Genomic DNA, 14,561 nt, shown 5'->3' with positions numbered 1-14,561 from the left:
CGCACACGGCGGCGCCTTGGAAAGATGAAACAAACCGTACACGGTGCACCAATGCGAAGATTTGCCGTTAATGTTGTCATCAACGACGACAGAAACGGCCGACAAGCCTATGCAGTTGCCCCCGATTCCCGCCAATGAAGCCGTCCGCCTGGCCACGCTGCGGTCGCTCAACGTTCTCGACACGCCGCCGGAGGAACGCTTCGACCGCCTGACGCGGCTGGCCAAACGCCTGTTTGGCGTGCCCATCGCCGTGGTCAGCCTGGTCGATGCCAATCGCCAGTGGTTCAAGGCCTGCGAGGGGCTCGATGATTCCGAGGCGTCGCGCGACACGTCGTTCTGCGGCCACGCCATCTGTGGCGACGACATCCTGCTGATTCCCGATGCCACGCAGGACCTGCGCTTCCACGACAACCCGCTGGTCACAGGCGCGCCTCATATCCGCTTCTATGCCGGCCGGCCGCTGTCCGCGCCCAACGGCGCCAAGATCGGCACGCTTTGCCTGATCGATCGCAAGCCGCGCGGCTTTGACGCCGAAGACCGCGCCTTGCTGCACGATCTGGCGCAGATGGCCGAGCAGGAGCTGGCGGCCGTGCACTTGGCCACCATGGACGAACTGACGCTGCTGTCGAACCGGCGCGGTTTCAGTGCGCTGGGCCAGCACGCGATCGAGTTGTGCCGGCGGCTGGACCGGCCAGCCACGCTGGTGTTCTTCGACATGGACGGCTTCAAGCCGATCAACGACCGCTTTGGCCACGCCGAGGGCGACCGCGCGCTGACCGCGTTTGGCGCTGCGCTGCGGGCCGCGTTTCGTGAATCGGATGTGGTGGGGCGAATCGGCGGCGACGAGTTCGCCGTGCTGTTGACCAATACCGATGCCGCAGGCTGCCATGACGCCCTGGCGCGGCTGCAGCTTCAGGTCGATGCCTGGAATGCGCGCAACCCGCTGGGGTACGCGCTGCAGTTCAGCGCGGGGGCCATCGCCTTCGACCCTCTGCGCCATGGCAACGTCCACGACCTGCTGGCCGAAGCGGATGCGGCGATGTACGCCAACAAGGCCGCCCGCAAGGCACGGCGCCACTGAAGCGGCGCTGCGTCGGCAACTGAAGGATCAGCGCGGGCGCGGCGGCGTGCGGTCGGGCGCGGCGCGCATGACGCCGGCGGCGATCTCGCTGGTCAGCGCGTCGATGGCTTCGAGTTCGGCCTCGCCGATGGCGACGGGCATGCGGACGCTGCCCCAGTCGCCATAGATCATGGCGATGCAGCGGTTGCGGATCTTCACCGGCGCCAGCAGCACCGTGCGGGCGTCGGGCAGGGCATCGCGATACCAGCGCGGCATGCGATGCGCCATCTCCGCATCGAACGTGTCCTCGATCAGCAGCGGCCTGGCCGACAGCCCGGCAAAGTGGAACACGTCGGGCACGAAACCTTCCTCGAACGACAGCGCGGGCAGCGCCTCGCGCATGCCGTCGCCAAAGCCCAGGCGCGCATGGAAGCGGCGCGTGGTCGGGTTCAGCATCATCAGGAAGCAGCGCGATAAATCGAGCGCCCGCATGCTGGTTTCCAGCACCATCGGCGCCAGTTGCGAAACGGTCAGGCCGGCGCCTTCGCGTTGCACTTCGGCCAGGCCTGCCTGCAGGCGCTCCAGCACGTTCACCGGCTGCGGGCCGTGGGGGGCGCCGCCGTCCGCCGGCGCGGCGGCTTCCGATTCGGTGATCGACGTGCTGAGTGCCTCGGCCTGGCGCACGGCCACGCTGACGTCGCCGGGATTGAGGCCCAGCATCTTGGCATGCGAGTTGAGCAGGGTCTCCACGGATGCCTCGTCGCCCTCGCGCACCATCGTGACGGCAGCTTCGGTAGACACGTGGGCGATAGCCGACAGCCAGTCCGAATGGGTTTCGAGCACCGCGTCGGCGGACAGCGTGCGCGGCTTCATCGCATGGGCGATCAGGCCCGGCAGCCGCCATTTGCGCGCGGCCGCCTCGGCGATGTCTTCCAGCGACACTCCCAGGACTTCCAGCGCGGCCTCGTTCTCTGTCATCGGATGCGCGGCGCACATGGCCTCCACGCGTTCCCATTCGTCCGGGTAGTAGAAGACCAGCAGCAGGCGGCTCATCTGGTGCATCAGCGTGCAGACCACCGCTTCCTCGCCCTCGTTGATGCCGCGCGCCTGGGTCAGCGCCCGCGTGATCTCGCCGGCCACCAGCGCACGTTGCAGCGCCTTCAGCGCCTGCGGGCGCTTGGGAGCCACGCCGTGGAAGTAGTCGAGCAGCTGGATGCCGAGCGTCAGGTGGCTGATGGCCTCCACGCCCAGTACCAGGATGGCGCGCGACACCGTGGTGACCTCGCCGCCGAAGGACCGGTACATCGCCGAGTTGGCCAGCCGGATCACCTTCTGCGACAAACTGAAGTCCGACAGCACGCTCGTGGCCATCTCGCCCACGGTCAGGTCGGCGTTGAGCGTCTTGAAGATGTTGTCGACACAGTACTGCAGCGTCGGGAAGTCACCCTGCTGCGCCATCCGTGCCCACAGGGTCTCGAAGAACTCCGTCTTGGACATCAGGACGCCACCCGCTGCGTGAACACTTCGTCGCAGCCCATGATGAGCTGGCCGTCCAGCACGGCGTTTTCGAAGTCGGATGGGCTCAGGGCGCGCGCGTAGCGCCAGCCCTGCACCAGGTCGCAGCCCTGCGCGGCCAGCAGCGCGCCCTGTGCGTCGGTCTCGACGCCCTCGGCGATGGCCACCAGGCCCAGTTCGCGCGCCAGCGACAGCACGGCGGACACGATGGTGCGCGCGTGCGGGGAATCGATCATGTCGGCCACGAAGCTGCGGTCCACCTTCAGCGCGGACAGCGGGAAGCGCCGCAGGTACGACAGGCTCGAATAGCCGGTGCCAAAGTCGTCCACGGCAAAGCGGATGCCCAGCGCGCGCAGCGACAGCAGCAGGCGCTCGGCGGCCTGCGGGTCGGTCATCAGCGCGCTTTCGGTAATTTCCAGCACCAGGCGGTCGGCGCCGATGCCGGCGTCCTGGATGGCGCCGCGCACGCTGTCGTAGAAGTTCGGATGCAGGAACTGCACGGCCGACACGTTGACCGACATATGGCCCACGCGGATGCCCTGTGCATCCCAGGCGGCCAGCTGCGCGCAGGCGCAGCGCAGCGCCCAGGCGCCCAGATGCTTGATCAGGCCGTTCTTCTCGGCCACGGGGATGAACACGTCGGGCCGGATGTACTCGCCGGCATGCTCCCAGCGCATCAGCGCCTCCACGGCGCAGATTTCGCCCGAGCCGGGCCATACGATCGGCTGGTAGTGCAGCAGGAATTCACCGCTTTGCACCGCTTCGAACATGCTCTGCTCGATCCGGAACTGCTCATCGAGCCGGCGGTCGAGTTCCGGCGAATAGACGCAGTAGCGGTTCTTGCCCAGCGCCTTGGCCTCGTACATGGCCAGGTCGGCGCGGCGCAGCCATTGCGATTCGCTCTGCGGGGCTTCGGTCGAAAAGGCCAGGCCGATGCTGGTGGTGATGCGCACATGGCAGCCACCCAGCAGGAACGGCTGGCGGCACACGTGGATCACGCGCTCCAGGATGCGCACGGCCTCGGCCTCGGACTCCAGGCCGTCCATCATCAGCACGAATTCGTCGCCGCCCAGGCGGGCCACGCTGTGGTGTGAGCGCACGGTGTCCTGCAGCCGCGCGCCCACTTCCTTGAGCAGCGCATCGCCGAACTCGTGCCCCAGCGAATCGTTGATGTTCTTGAAGCCGTCCAGGTCCATCAGCGCCAGCGCGAACGACTGGCCCGCCGTCCGGCCGGACGTGTATTCCTCGATCCGCTTGCGAATGAAGGCGCGGTTGCCGACGCCCGTCAACGGATCGAGGAAGGCACGCTCGGTCAGCTGGCGCTCGGATTCCACCCAGTCCGTGATGTCGTGGCCAAACAGCAGCAGGCTGGCCGCGCCGTCGGCGGCACGGTGATGGCTCACGCGCAGGTCGATCCAGCCAGGGCCGCCGCCGCCCACCACGCGCACGCGCTCGCGCCGGGCGGCGTGATCCTGCGCGCAGCCCTGCAGCAGGCGCGCCAGGCGCTCGCGCGATTCCAGCGCGATCAGGTCCAGTACGGAGGTATGCAGCAGGTAATCCAGCGGATAGACCAGCAGGTCGGCCGTGGTTTCGGTGGCTTCGAGGATGCGGCCCTGGATGTCGACCCGCATGGCCAGCGCGCCGGAAGCTTCCAGCAACGCCCAGGCCTCGTCCCCGGCAGGGGTGGCACCGGCCAGCCGGCGATCGGCAGGCTCGGGTGCCAGGGCGACATCGTATGCAAGCGCGGTCATGTATCTGTTATGCCCGAAGTCCCGTGGACGCAGGACAGATATCGGATGGATTCTTATGGAACTGAAGCGCCGGCTGCCCGTGGGACAAAACCAGTCCGGGGCGGATATCCAACCCGGAACATGACCTCTGGCTTCAACGGGGCCGGACGTGACGACAACGGCGATTCTAATACGAGCTTGCGTCCGCCTGAACACCGCATGGGGAAACGGATTGCGGGAATCGGCGCGGCCGCAACAGGCGGCCGGGGACGCCGTGCGGCCGAACATCGCCGGGATTGACACAATGTGCATAAATCCGTGACACTCGACGCCATGACCTGTTTCGGCCTGCACAACATCGCGATTATTCGCACCATTCCTCGAATGGTGGGTTAGCGCGCGTCCGGAACAGACAACAACAACCCGCCCAACGAGGCGGGTTTTTTGTGGCCGCCTCCTGGGGAACCCCCACATTCAGACAGGAGCGTTCCATGCCGCAATCCCCGGTTTCCGCCGTCCCCGCCACCCCCCGGCATGCCGCCGCCGGCGCAGCTTCCGGGCTCCTGCGGGCAGATGCCGATGCGATCGATGCAGATGACTACCTGAGACGGATCCTGACCGCCCGCGTCTACGACGTGGCGCGCGAAACGCCGCTCGACCTGGCGCCGACATTGTCGGCGCGCCTGGGCCACCAGGTCTGGCTCAAGCGCGAGGACCATCAGCCCGTGTTCTCGTTCAAGGTGCGTGGCGCCTACAACAAGATGGCCAACCTGCCGGCCGAGGCGCTGGCGCGCGGCGTAATCACGGCGTCGGCCGGCAACCATGCCCAGGGGGTGGCGCTGTCGGCGGCGCGGCTCGGCGTGCGGGCGGTCATCGTGGTGCCGCAGACCGCGCCCCAGGTCAAGGTGGATGCCGTACGCGCCCATGGCGGCGAGATGGTGGAGGTGGTACAGGCCGGCGAGTCATATTCCGATGCCTATGACCATGCGATGGCCCTGCAGCGTGAGCAGGCGCTGACTTTCATCCCGGCCTTTGACGATCCCGACGTGATCGCCGGGCAGGGCACGGTGGGCATGGAGATCCTGCGCCAGCATCGCGGTGCGCTCGATGCCGTGTTCGTGCCGATCGGGGGCGGCAGCCTGGCGGCTGGCGTGGCGGCCTATGTCAAGGCGGTGCGCCCGGAGGTTCAGGTCATCGGCGTGCAGACCGAGGATTCGTGCGCGATGGCCCGTTCGCTGGCGGCCGGCGAGCGCGTGACGCTGGATTCGGTGGGGCTGTTTTCCGATGGTACGGCGGTCAAGCGCGTGGGCGAGGAGACCTTCCGGCTATGCCGGCATCTGCTCGACGGCGTGCTCACGGTGGATACGGACGCGCTGTGCGCGGCCATCAAGGATATCTTCCAGGACACCCGGAGCCTGGTGGAACCGGCCGGTGCGCTGGCACTGGCGGGGCTGAAGCAGTATGCGGATCGTCTGCCGGAAGGGGGACGGCGGGCGCTGGTGGCCATCACGTCCGGGGCGAACATGAATTTCGACCGCCTGCGCATCGTGGCGGAGCGGGCCGAGGCCGTGGAGGCCGCTGCCCGCTAACGGTACACGCCAGCCGGTCCGGGTTGCGCCGGGGCCGGCTGGCGGCCAGATCAGGACTGGAAGTCCTCGGCGTCCACGTCGTAGTTGGCCGGCTCCCAACGGATCGCCAGCAGCGCCAGCAGGCCGGCCAGCGGGGCCAGGGCGATGACCCAAAACACCTTGGTGGACAAGGCTGCGGCCAGCACCGGGAACAGGAACAGCGACGCGGTGGAGCTGGCGCGCATCAGCGTCTGGTTGAAGCCAACGCCTACGCCGCGCAGCGACGTCGGGTAGCTCAGCGACGCATAGGTCATGGTGTGCGCGCCCGGGCCAAAGCCCTGGCCCAGCAGGAACAGCGCCAGGAACGAAATGGCGATCACCACTTCCACGCCCCCGGCGGGCTTGCCCACCAGGGCCAGGCCCACCAGTGCGGCCAGCTGGAACGCGTAGCCGGTGATGGTCAGCTTCCAGGCGCCAGTCTTGGGCACCAGATGCACACCGATCAGGCCGCCGACGAAGGCAAACAGCAGGTTCAGCGCCAGCGACACCAGGATGGTGGTCAGCATGGTCTGCGCCAGGAAGCTGGCGATGATCACCGGCAGGCCGAAGGCCACCGCGTTATAGGCAAACGACGATGCAATCGACATGACCGTGGCCAGCACGGTGCGGCGTGCATAGACGCCCTTGAGCAACAGGCCGTAGTTGCGCCACGACGCCGGGCGCTTGGGCGGCTCCACCACGGCATCGGGCGCCACCTCGGCATCAATGCCGTACGATTTCCGCAGGATCCGTGCGGCGCCTTCCAGGTCGCCCTGGTTGGCGGCCCACACCGGCGATTCGCTCATGTAGCGGCTGCGCACGGCGATGATGATCAGCGCCGGCACGGCGCCGAAGCCGAGGATGATGCGCCACAGCAGGCCGCTGTGCGATGCCGGCAGGATCGCATAGCAGCCCAGCACCAGCAGGTACGAAACGCAGATCGCCGCATACCAGGTGGGGCACCACATCGCCACCCGCGCGGCCTTGTTGCCGTGGCCCTTGAGCTTGGAGAATTCGGCCAGGAAGGCCATGGCCACGGGCAGGTCGATACCGACGCCAAGGCCCATCACGAAGCGGGCACCGGCCAGCACATATTCGTTCGGTGCCAGCGCGCAGGCGATGGCGGCGATCACGAAGCAGAGCATGTCGGCCATGAATACACGGTAGCGGCCGATACGGTCCGTGAGATAGCCGCCCAGGAACGCGCCGACAATCGCACCAAACGTGATGGCGGACGCCACCATGCCGGTGCCGGCCGGCGTCAGCCCGAATTCCTTGGTGACGTCCTTCAGGCCGAAGGCCAGGGCGCCCAGGTCATAGGCGTCCAGGAAGATGCCGCCCAGCGCGATGGCTACCACGATGCGGGCGTTGCTGACGGCGGCGCCGCCATCGTTGACGAGCCGTGCCACATCGGCGGCGGAACGGATAACGGCCCTGGACGGCGCGGCCGTCTGGGCGGAAGCCTGGGCGCCGGCGGGCGACAGGGCGAGATCGACTGACATTTGTAGTTGTACGAGGGCGCTGGAAAAGGAAGGCGAGCGCCTCCCAGCACTCGCCCAGTCAGCGCGAATCGTACGACAACCGCCCGGCCGGCCCAAATGCATTGTTGTTATATCTTTAGAACTTCACTTGCCTGTGCTGTTGATAATCCTCGGCGGAACGCCCCGGTACATCGCCGTGTGTTGTACGATGACCGCCACGTCAGCACTTGCTTAATCCCTTCACACTCAGAAAACGGAGACTCCGGGCATGACAACGCAGGCAAAGGTCGCACTGGTCACGGGCGCCGCACGCGGCATCGGCAAGGCGGTGGCGCAGGCCATGCTGGCCGACGGCTATCAGGTAGTGCTGGCGGGACGCACCGCCGAAACGCTGGAAGCCCTGGCCGAACAGGCCGCGGCGGCCGGACAGACGGCGCTGGCCGTGCAGTGCGATGTCAGCAACCCGGCTTCGGTCGATGCCTTGTACGCGAAAGTGAGCGAGCGCTTCGGTCGTCTGGACGTGCTGTTCAACAACGCGGGCGTCAATGCGCCGGCGATCAGCATCGACGAGCTGACGTTCGAACAGTGGAAGGCGGTGCTGGATACCAACCTGACCGGCGCCTTCCTGTGCGCGCGCGGCGCGTTCGCGCTGATGAAGGCGCAGGATCCGCGCGGCGGCCGGATCATCAACAACGGGTCGATCTCGGCCCATGCCCCGCGTCCGAACACGGTGCCCTATACCGCGACCAAGCACGCCATCACGGGCCTGACCAAAAGCCTGTCGCTCGATGGCCGTGCCTATGACATTGCCTGCGGCCAGATCGACATTGGCAACGCGGGCACCGACATGGCCAACCGCATGGCGCGCGGCGTGCCGCAGGCCAATGGCGAGATTCGACCGGAACCGCTGATGGATGTGGCCCATATCGCCAGTTCGGTACTGCACATGGCCAACCTGCCGCTCGACGCCAACGTCCAGTTCATGACCGTGATGGCGACGAAGATGCCGTTTGTCGGGCGCGGCTGACCGGAGTCCGATCGATCAGTGTGCCGGCCGACCTGTGCGGCCGGCCATGAACGCGGCGGCGTCGGCCGCCGTCATGCCGCGCTCGTCGCGGGCTTCAGGGTCTGCGCCGTGTTGCTTGAGCAGTTCGACGATTTCCGTACGCTGGAACATCGCCGCAACCATCAGCGCCGTGCGGCCGTCGGGCGAAGCGCCTTCGACGTCCGCGCCGTGTTCCAGCAGAACGTCGATGATCTCCCGGTAGCCCTTGTACGCGGCGCCGGCAATCGGCGTCTGCCCCATCGCGTTGCGCGTATCGGGTGATGCGCCGGCGGCAAGCAGCGTGCGCAGCGCATCGACATGGCCGTGGTAGGCGGCCAGCATCACCAGGCTGTCGCCCTTCTCGTTGCGCAGGTTCGGCGGCATACCGCGTTCGATCAGCGCCGCCAGTGCGGCCGCGTCGCCATTGCGCGCCAGGTCGAACACCTGGCCCAGCGCGGCGATCATGCGCGCTTCTTCATCGGCGGTCATGGTGGGGGCTTGGGTTTGATCCATCTGATGCCTCGTCTTGCTTTCGTCAAGAGGGCGGGACGTGCCCGCCCTCTGCCCCCAGGCCGCCCCCGCTGGTGGGAGCGGCAAAGACCGGGGGCCTTGGCTCACGTCAATTACTTCGCTTCGATCTTCTCGATCGCCGCCGCGACACCGGCCCCGTAGGCCGGATCGGCCTGCGTGCAGTGCAGGATATGGCGCTGCTGCACGGCCTTCGACACGCCCTTGATCGCGCGGGCGGTATTGTCGAACAGGGTCTGCTGCTGCGCCGGCGACATCAGGCGGAACAGGTCGCCCGCCTGCGAGAAGTAGTCGTCGTCCACGCGGTGGTTCCAGTGGTCGGCGGCGCCTTCGACCGACAGCGGCGGCTCACGGAAATCGGGCTGCTCGGTCCACTCGCCGCGGGTGTTCGGCTCGTAGGCAATGGTGCCGCCCGCGTTGCCGTCGGTGCGGCCACGGCCGTCGCGGTGATAGCTGTTGACGTACCGGGCGGCCTTCGGCGAGTTCACCGGAATCAGGTGGTGGTTCACGCCCAGGCGGTAACGCTCGGCATCGCCGTACGAGAACAGTCGGCCATGCAGCATCTTGTCCGGCGAGAAGCCGATGCCCGGAACGATCGTCGACGGCGCGAACGCGGCCTGTTCGACCTCGGCGAAATGGTTCTCCGGGTTGCGGTTCAGCTCCAGCACGCCCACTTCGATCAGCGGATAGTCCTTCTTCGACCAGATCTTGGTCAGGTCGAACGGGTTGTGGCGATACTTGCCGGCGTCGGCCTCGGGCATGATCTGCACGAACAGCTTCCAGCGCGGGAATTCGCCGCGCTCGATGGCTTCGTACAGGTCGCGCTGATGGTATTCGCGGTCACGGCCGGTGACTTCCGCCGCCTCGGCGTCGGTCAGGTTCTGGATGCCCTGCTGGGTCACGAAGTGGAACTTCACCCAGTGGCGCTGCATGTCCTTGCTGATGAAGCTGTACGTATGGCTGCCGAAGCCGTGCATATGGCGCCAGCTACGCGGGATACCCCGATCGCTCATGGTGATGGTGACCTGGTGGAACGACTCCGGCAGGCTGGTCCAGAAATCCCAGTTGTTTTCGGCGCTACGCATGCCCGTGCGCGGATCGCGCTTCACGGCGTGGTTCAGGTCGGGGAACTTGAGCGGATCGCGCAGGAAGAAGACCGGCGTGTTGTTGCCCACCAGGTCCCAGTTGCCTTCCTCGGTATAGAACTTGATGGCGAAGCCGCGAATGTCGCGTTCGGCATCGGCCGCGCCGCGCTCGCCGGCCACCGACGAGAAACGCATGAACAGTTCGGTCTTCTTGCCGATCTCCGAGAACAGGTTGGCGCGCGTGTATTTGGTGATGTCGTGCGTGACGGTGAACGTGCCATAGGCGCCTGAGCCTTTGGCGTGCATGCGGCGCTCGGGAATGACTTCGCGATCGAAGTGGGCAAGCTTTTCCAGGAACCAGACATCCTGGAGCAGGGCAGGGCCGCGCGGACCAGCCGTCTGGATATTGTTGTTGTCGACGACGGGCGCGCCGAAAGCGGTCGTGAGCTTTTTCATGGGATTCCTTGATGCAGACGGCCGGGCCTCGTGGGCCTGGCCTGGACGTTTGTGGGTCTGACTAGCAGGCTGCCGCCGGTGGCGCGATGCACCGGCGAAAGTCGATTTAACTATCGCAGATGGATTGCGACAAGTCATATCGTATTGATCAATGACTGCGATAGGCCATCAGACTTTTGGGTTACTGAATTAAGAGTTTTGCTATGGACGGCATGCTTGTGTTCATGGGCGGCTCACCCTTTTGACACGAATTTGATATTGCCGAGTCGGATCTTTTCAGTAACCAGATGGCGAAATCCTTAGGCTGGAGACATGACCAGACAAACAGGAGCCTGCCATGACGATGTGGATGGCGTTTCGGATCGGGATCGCAGTGATCGCCCTGGTGGCGCTGATCGCGCTGTTCGCTTGCCAGTACCGGCTGTCGTCCCGCGTGTCGCGCCGAGGGCCCGGGCGCAGCGGCCGCGAGGACGATGGCCTTCAGTCGTCGGACGTGGCGAACTGGAACTGACCCTTGCCCTGGGCCTTGGCCCGGTACAGCGCGCGGTCGGCCAGGTGCAGGATGTCGTCGGCGGTCAGGCCCTCGGGGCGAACGTGGGCAATGCCGATGCTGACTCCGAGCCGGGCCTGGTGGCCGGTCGAAAGCTGATAGGGCGCGCTCACTTCGCGCAGCAGGTCCTGCGCCAGCGCCTGCACGCTCTGCGTGCTTTCATTGCGTAGCATGATGACGAATTCGTCCCCGCCAATGCGGTAGACCTGGCCCCGGCCCGGCACCGCGCCGCGCAGCCGCTCGCCCACACGGACCAGCAATTCGTCGCCGCTGCCGTGGCCGAACGAGTCATTGACCGGCTTGAAGCCGTCCAGATCCATATAGAGCAGCGTCAGGTAGCGGCCCGCGGCCATCCGATGCACGCTGGCCTCGCGGATTTCGGCAAGCAGGCTCGACCGGTTCAGTAGCCCGGTGAGGGAATCGTGGCGAGCCCGGTGAGCGTTTTCGCGCTCGGACCGCATGGTGGCCACCACCATCGCATTCATGCGAAACGACGCGCTGGTCATGCTGATGACGTAGACCGGCAGTTGCAGCAGGGTCAGCAGGAACAACGGTTCATGGGCCACCAGCGCGCCGGCGCAGATCGGGCCCAGGCTCAGCAAGATCATCAGGGCGGTCATGCGCGGCGCGCCGTAGTTGCGGAAGCAGATACCGCCACACATGGCCGCCGCCGACAGGCATGCCATGGCCGCGCTGAGCCAGTCCCCGCTGACCACGCTCAGGTACGCGCCCAGGCCGACGCTGGCGGCCCAGGCCAGCGTCAGGCACATGTGCCAGTCGGTAGGGGTGGGGCGCCCTGCGCGCGAGGCGCGGCGCGCCTGGAACAGCACGATCACGCGCGACAGGCAGATGGCGATTTCAAGCCCGAGCCAGACCAGAAATTCGGGGCGGCGCAGATGGAGCGTGATGACCGTGGCCACCATCAGCGTGTTGAGGATGCCGCCAAAGAAGATCGACAGCGTGCCGAACAGGCTGCCGACCAGCGCCTCGCGGATTTCGGCTGGCACGTCCCGGCCTGGCTCTGCCAGCCAGCGCGTGAATCCCCAGCGCGGTGCGCTGTAGACCTGGCCGGACAGGAACATTGGCGAATAGCGTTGGGTCATTGCCCGTGCATTCTGCCAGAGCCACGTTACGCCGCCTGAACCGGGAAGGGGGGTACTTGCGCGGGGTTGTGCGCTAGGCAAGCGCTGCGATGACGGCGGTGATCGCAGAATCCTGCTGGGCGGCTGGGCGGCTGGGCGGCTGGGCGGCTGGGCGGCTGGGCGGCTGGGCGGCTGGGCGGCGGGGCGGCGGGGCGCTCGCGTGGAGATTCCGGCGTGCGCGGATTGCTGTTGCATTGCAGCGTGACGGTGTGGCCGCACGCGCTTGTAAGTGCTGAATAAGTATCTTATTTGCCGGTTTGTGACAGGTTTACCGTGCCTTTTCGGACCGCGCTTATATCCTTACAGGGAAAACAACGTGCAGGAGACAATGATGCAAGCGAGGTTTGCGCGCGGCATTGCGCAGACGCCACTGACCGTGGCGGCCCGGGAATATCCGCTGGCGGAGGAGGCCGCCATGCCCGAGGTCGGCGATCTGGTGACCGTCTTTAGCCAGGACCTGGAAACCGAGTTCAACGTCCGCCTGAACGCCGTGGCGGGGCCCGACCTCTGGTACGGCGTGATCTATGCCATCAATCGCGGCGCCGAAATGCTGGTGGTGGCCGAGGGGCTGGAACTGGACGACGTGGTCAGCGTGCGGCGCCAGGAAATCGCGGCGGTCATCCGGGCGGACCATCCGCATTGATGATCGCTTGGGGGGCGGGCCCCTGCGGGCCACCGGCTCCGGACGTTGCCGGCCAGGTCTGGCCGCGGGTATGCTGCGCATGCAAAAGCGCCCGCTTGCATCGCGGGCATGCCCCCTTCCAGCCTTTCACCGTTTTTCATGTCTTCGTCATTCACGACCGCCGCCTCATCCCGCCAGTTCATCGCCGGCCCCGCCGGACAACTTGAAGTCCTGGTCGATGCCCCGGACGCCGCGCCCAAGGGCATTGCCGTGGTTGCCCATCCGCACCCCAGCCAGGGCGGGACCGCCGAGCACAAGATTCCGCAGCTGCTGGCCCGCGTGCTGCAGGCGCACGGCTTCCTGACGCTGCGGCCGAACTACCGTGGGGTGGGGCAAAGCGAGGGCCAGTACGACGATGGCAATGGCGAAACCGACGATGTGCTGGCCGTGATCCGCCAGTTGCGGGGCGAACACCCGGACCTGCCGCTCGCGCTGGCCGGTTTCTCGTTCGGCGGCTTCATCCAGGCCCGCGCCGCCGCCCGGCTGGCGGCGGATGGCGAGCCGGTTGCCCACCTGATCCTGACCGGCATGCCGGCGGGCGCGCTTTCCGAAACGCTGTCGTATGACACGCCCGCGGTGGCGGCCCTGGCATTGGTCGTGCACGGCGAGCGCGACGAGCGCGTGCCGCTGGCCAATATCTTCAACTGGGCGCGGCCGCAGGAATTGCCGGTGGTGGTACTGCCGGGGGCAGGCCATTTCTTCACCGGCAAGCTGCCGGGGCTGCGGCAGGTGGTAGACGAATACCTGAGCCGGCCGAAAGCCTGACGGCCACGGCCGGCGGGGTCAGAACTGGTAATTGATCGAAATATCGCCAGTCCAGCTGGTGGAGCGCGACGTCACCGGGCTGTTGCGGGCATCGCCCACCAGCGCGGACACGCCCACGTCGGCCGTGGTGAACCAGTGCTTGCTGAAGAACCACATGGCCGAGATGCCGCCGCCGTAGGACTTGATGCCCGCGCCGGCGCGGTGCTGCGGCAGGCCCGATCGCGCCGACTGCTCGGCCGTGACGCCGTACCAGCGGCTCATGTAGGCCGAATCGGCAAAGGTCATGGTCGGGCCCGCGAACCAGAAGAAGTTCTCGTTGCTGCCCGGCAGCGGCATGTAGGCGCCGATGTCACCGATCACGCCGTTGGCGCCGCCGAACTGGCGCCGCACGTTGGCGCGGATCACCAGCGGGAATTCCTTCGACACCACGTATTCGGCAAACAGCTTCGTCTCCGCCGCCATGCCGATATTGCCCAGACCGCCCAGATGGTCGTGGTCGTGCTTCTCGCGGCGTCCAAAATCGTAGGTCAGGGCGATGCCGGCGCGCAGGTTGTTGGTGTGGATGATGTTCCAGCCCAGCCCCTCGCCGGTGGACAGGAAGGCCTGGTCGCGGTAGCGGATGTCGATGACCGGGCCCGCCAGCACGAAGTAGTTGGTGGTGCCCTCGTAATACGGCCGGATGCTGGCGGCGGCGCCGACGCGCACTTCCCATTTCTCGGGCTCGCCCTCGAACAGCTTTTCCAGCGGAACCCCGACGGAATACTGCCATTCGGCCAGCGGCGCCGGGGTCTGGGCGTGGGCGCGGGGCATGCAAAGCAGGGCCAGCCCGGTCAGCAGCGCCAGCGCCAGCCAGCGGCGCAGGGGCGCGCGGGTAGCCATGGACGGCATTTGGGGGAACGGGATGCGCCACGACGG

12 protein-coding genes and 1 pseudogene are annotated in these 14,561 nt (G+C 66.7%); 6 read left to right on the top strand and 7 right to left on the bottom strand.

The window, feature by feature from the left end; translation table 11 throughout:
- Positions 1-109: 109 nt before the first annotated feature.
- The gene (locus BLQ58_RS09475; RefSeq protein WP_092596972.1) at positions 110-1,081 is read left to right on the top strand and encodes a GGDEF domain-containing protein; all 972 of its coding nucleotides are present in this window, start codon (positions 110-112) and stop codon (positions 1,079-1,081) included.
- 27 nt (positions 1,082-1,108) lie between these two features.
- Here BLQ58_RS09475 and BLQ58_RS09470 read toward each other — a convergent pair whose 3' ends face one another.
- Both BLQ58_RS09470 and BLQ58_RS09465 read right to left on the bottom strand, forming a co-directional pair.
- On the bottom strand, positions 1,109-2,557 hold the full coding sequence (locus BLQ58_RS09470; RefSeq protein WP_092596969.1) for an HDOD domain-containing protein: 1,449 nt from the start codon (positions 2,555-2,557) through the stop codon (positions 1,109-1,111).
- Positions 2,557-4,326, bottom strand: a complete 1,770-nt coding sequence (locus BLQ58_RS09465) for a putative bifunctional diguanylate cyclase/phosphodiesterase (protein WP_092596966.1) — start codon at positions 4,324-4,326, stop codon at positions 2,557-2,559. The genes BLQ58_RS09470 and BLQ58_RS09465 overlap by 1 nt, the downstream gene beginning before the upstream one ends.
- A gap of 470 nt (positions 4,327-4,796) precedes the next feature.
- Here BLQ58_RS09465 and ilvA point away from each other — a divergent pair.
- Positions 4,797-5,882 (top strand): annotated as a pseudogene (gene ilvA, locus BLQ58_RS09460) (threonine ammonia-lyase, biosynthetic); the annotation flags it as partial.
- A gap of 62 nt (positions 5,883-5,944) precedes the next feature.
- On the opposite strand, the gene BLQ58_RS09455 reads toward ilvA, so the two are convergent.
- A complete protein-coding gene (locus BLQ58_RS09455; RefSeq protein WP_092596960.1) occupies positions 5,945-7,414 on the bottom strand; it encodes an MFS transporter in 1,470 nt (489 codons plus the stop codon).
- 247 nt (positions 7,415-7,661) lie between these two features.
- On the opposite strand from BLQ58_RS09455, the gene BLQ58_RS09450 reads away from it, so the two are divergent.
- A complete protein-coding gene (locus tag BLQ58_RS09450) occupies positions 7,662-8,420 on the top strand; it encodes an SDR family oxidoreductase (protein ID WP_092596956.1) in 759 nt (252 codons plus the stop codon).
- 15 nt (positions 8,421-8,435) lie between these two features.
- On the opposite strand, the gene BLQ58_RS09445 is transcribed toward BLQ58_RS09450, so the two are convergent.
- The gene (locus BLQ58_RS09445) at positions 8,436-8,927 is read right to left on the bottom strand and encodes an ankyrin repeat domain-containing protein (RefSeq protein WP_092596953.1); all 492 of its coding nucleotides are present in this window, start codon (positions 8,925-8,927) and stop codon (positions 8,436-8,438) included.
- A 134-nt stretch (positions 8,928-9,061) separates the two neighbouring features.
- The gene (locus tag BLQ58_RS09440; protein ID WP_092596950.1) at positions 9,062-10,507 is read right to left on the bottom strand and encodes a catalase; all 1,446 of its coding nucleotides are present in this window, start codon (positions 10,505-10,507) and stop codon (positions 9,062-9,064) included.
- Between the two features lie 337 nt (positions 10,508-10,844).
- On the opposite strand from BLQ58_RS09440, the gene BLQ58_RS29075 reads away from it, so the two are divergent.
- Positions 10,845-11,018, top strand: a complete 174-nt coding sequence (locus BLQ58_RS29075) for a hypothetical protein (protein ID WP_175459867.1) — start codon at positions 10,845-10,847, stop codon at positions 11,016-11,018.
- Here the strand turns inward: BLQ58_RS29075 and BLQ58_RS09435 are convergent.
- Entirely contained in the window at positions 10,988-12,160 is a 1,173-nt protein-coding gene (locus tag BLQ58_RS09435; protein WP_254775871.1) for a GGDEF domain-containing protein, read from the bottom strand. The genes BLQ58_RS29075 and BLQ58_RS09435 overlap by 31 nt on opposite strands.
- Positions 12,161-12,530: 370 nt before the next feature.
- On the opposite strand from BLQ58_RS09435, the gene BLQ58_RS09430 reads away from it, so the two are divergent.
- Together BLQ58_RS09430 and BLQ58_RS09425 are read left to right on the top strand one after the other, a co-directional pair.
- Positions 12,531-12,842, top strand: coding sequence for a hypothetical protein (locus BLQ58_RS09430; RefSeq protein ID WP_092596947.1), 312 nt, complete (start codon positions 12,531-12,533; stop codon positions 12,840-12,842).
- A 138-nt stretch (positions 12,843-12,980) separates the two neighbouring features.
- A complete protein-coding gene (locus BLQ58_RS09425; RefSeq protein ID WP_092596944.1) occupies positions 12,981-13,646 on the top strand; it encodes an alpha/beta hydrolase in 666 nt (221 codons plus the stop codon).
- An 18-nt stretch (positions 13,647-13,664) separates the two neighbouring features.
- Here the strand turns inward: BLQ58_RS09425 and BLQ58_RS09420 are convergent, their stop codons facing one another.
- Positions 13,665-14,534 (bottom strand): MipA/OmpV family protein, encoded by an 870-nt coding sequence (locus BLQ58_RS09420; RefSeq protein WP_092597367.1) that lies wholly within the window; start codon positions 14,532-14,534, stop codon positions 13,665-13,667.
- Between the last annotated feature and the right edge of the window lie 27 nt (positions 14,535-14,561).

It is taken from the genome of Ralstonia sp. 25mfcol4.1, assembly GCF_900104095.1.
GTDB lineage: Bacteria > Pseudomonadota > Gammaproteobacteria > Burkholderiales > Burkholderiaceae > Cupriavidus.
This window is presented reverse-complemented; position numbering and strand designations above follow the sequence as displayed.

What these genes read in the sequence shown, in the direction of transcription:
- BLQ58_RS29075 (WP_175459867.1), top strand. Translation starts at nt 10,845, where the DNA reads ATGACGATGTGGATGGCGTTTCGGATCGGGATCGCAGTGATCGCCCTG.
- BLQ58_RS09465 (WP_092596966.1), bottom strand. Translation starts at nt 4,326, where the DNA reads ATGACCGCGCTTGCATACGATGTCGCCCTGGCACCCGAGCCTGCCGAT.
- BLQ58_RS09475 (WP_092596972.1), top strand. Translation starts at nt 110, where the DNA reads ATGCAGTTGCCCCCGATTCCCGCCAATGAAGCCGTCCGCCTGGCCACG.
- BLQ58_RS09440 (WP_092596950.1), bottom strand. Translation starts at nt 10,507, where the DNA reads ATGAAAAAGCTCACGACCGCTTTCGGCGCGCCCGTCGTCGACAACAAC.
- BLQ58_RS09435 (WP_254775871.1), bottom strand. Translation starts at nt 12,160, where the DNA reads ATGACCCAACGCTATTCGCCAATGTTCCTGTCCGGCCAGGTCTACAGC.
- BLQ58_RS09420 (WP_092597367.1), bottom strand. Translation starts at nt 14,534, where the DNA reads ATGCCGTCCATGGCTACCCGCGCGCCCCTGCGCCGCTGGCTGGCGCTG.
- BLQ58_RS09445 (WP_092596953.1), bottom strand. Translation starts at nt 8,927, where the DNA reads ATGACCGCCGATGAAGAAGCGCGCATGATCGCCGCGCTGGGCCAGGTG.
- BLQ58_RS09455 (WP_092596960.1), bottom strand. Translation starts at nt 7,414, where the DNA reads ATGTCAGTCGATCTCGCCCTGTCGCCCGCCGGCGCCCAGGCTTCCGCC.
- BLQ58_RS09470 (WP_092596969.1), bottom strand. Translation starts at nt 2,557, where the DNA reads ATGTCCAAGACGGAGTTCTTCGAGACCCTGTGGGCACGGATGGCGCAG.
- BLQ58_RS09425 (WP_092596944.1), top strand. Translation starts at nt 12,981, where the DNA reads ATGTCTTCGTCATTCACGACCGCCGCCTCATCCCGCCAGTTCATCGCC.
- BLQ58_RS09430 (WP_092596947.1), top strand. Translation starts at nt 12,531, where the DNA reads ATGCAAGCGAGGTTTGCGCGCGGCATTGCGCAGACGCCACTGACCGTG.
- BLQ58_RS09450 (WP_092596956.1), top strand. Translation starts at nt 7,662, where the DNA reads ATGACAACGCAGGCAAAGGTCGCACTGGTCACGGGCGCCGCACGCGGC.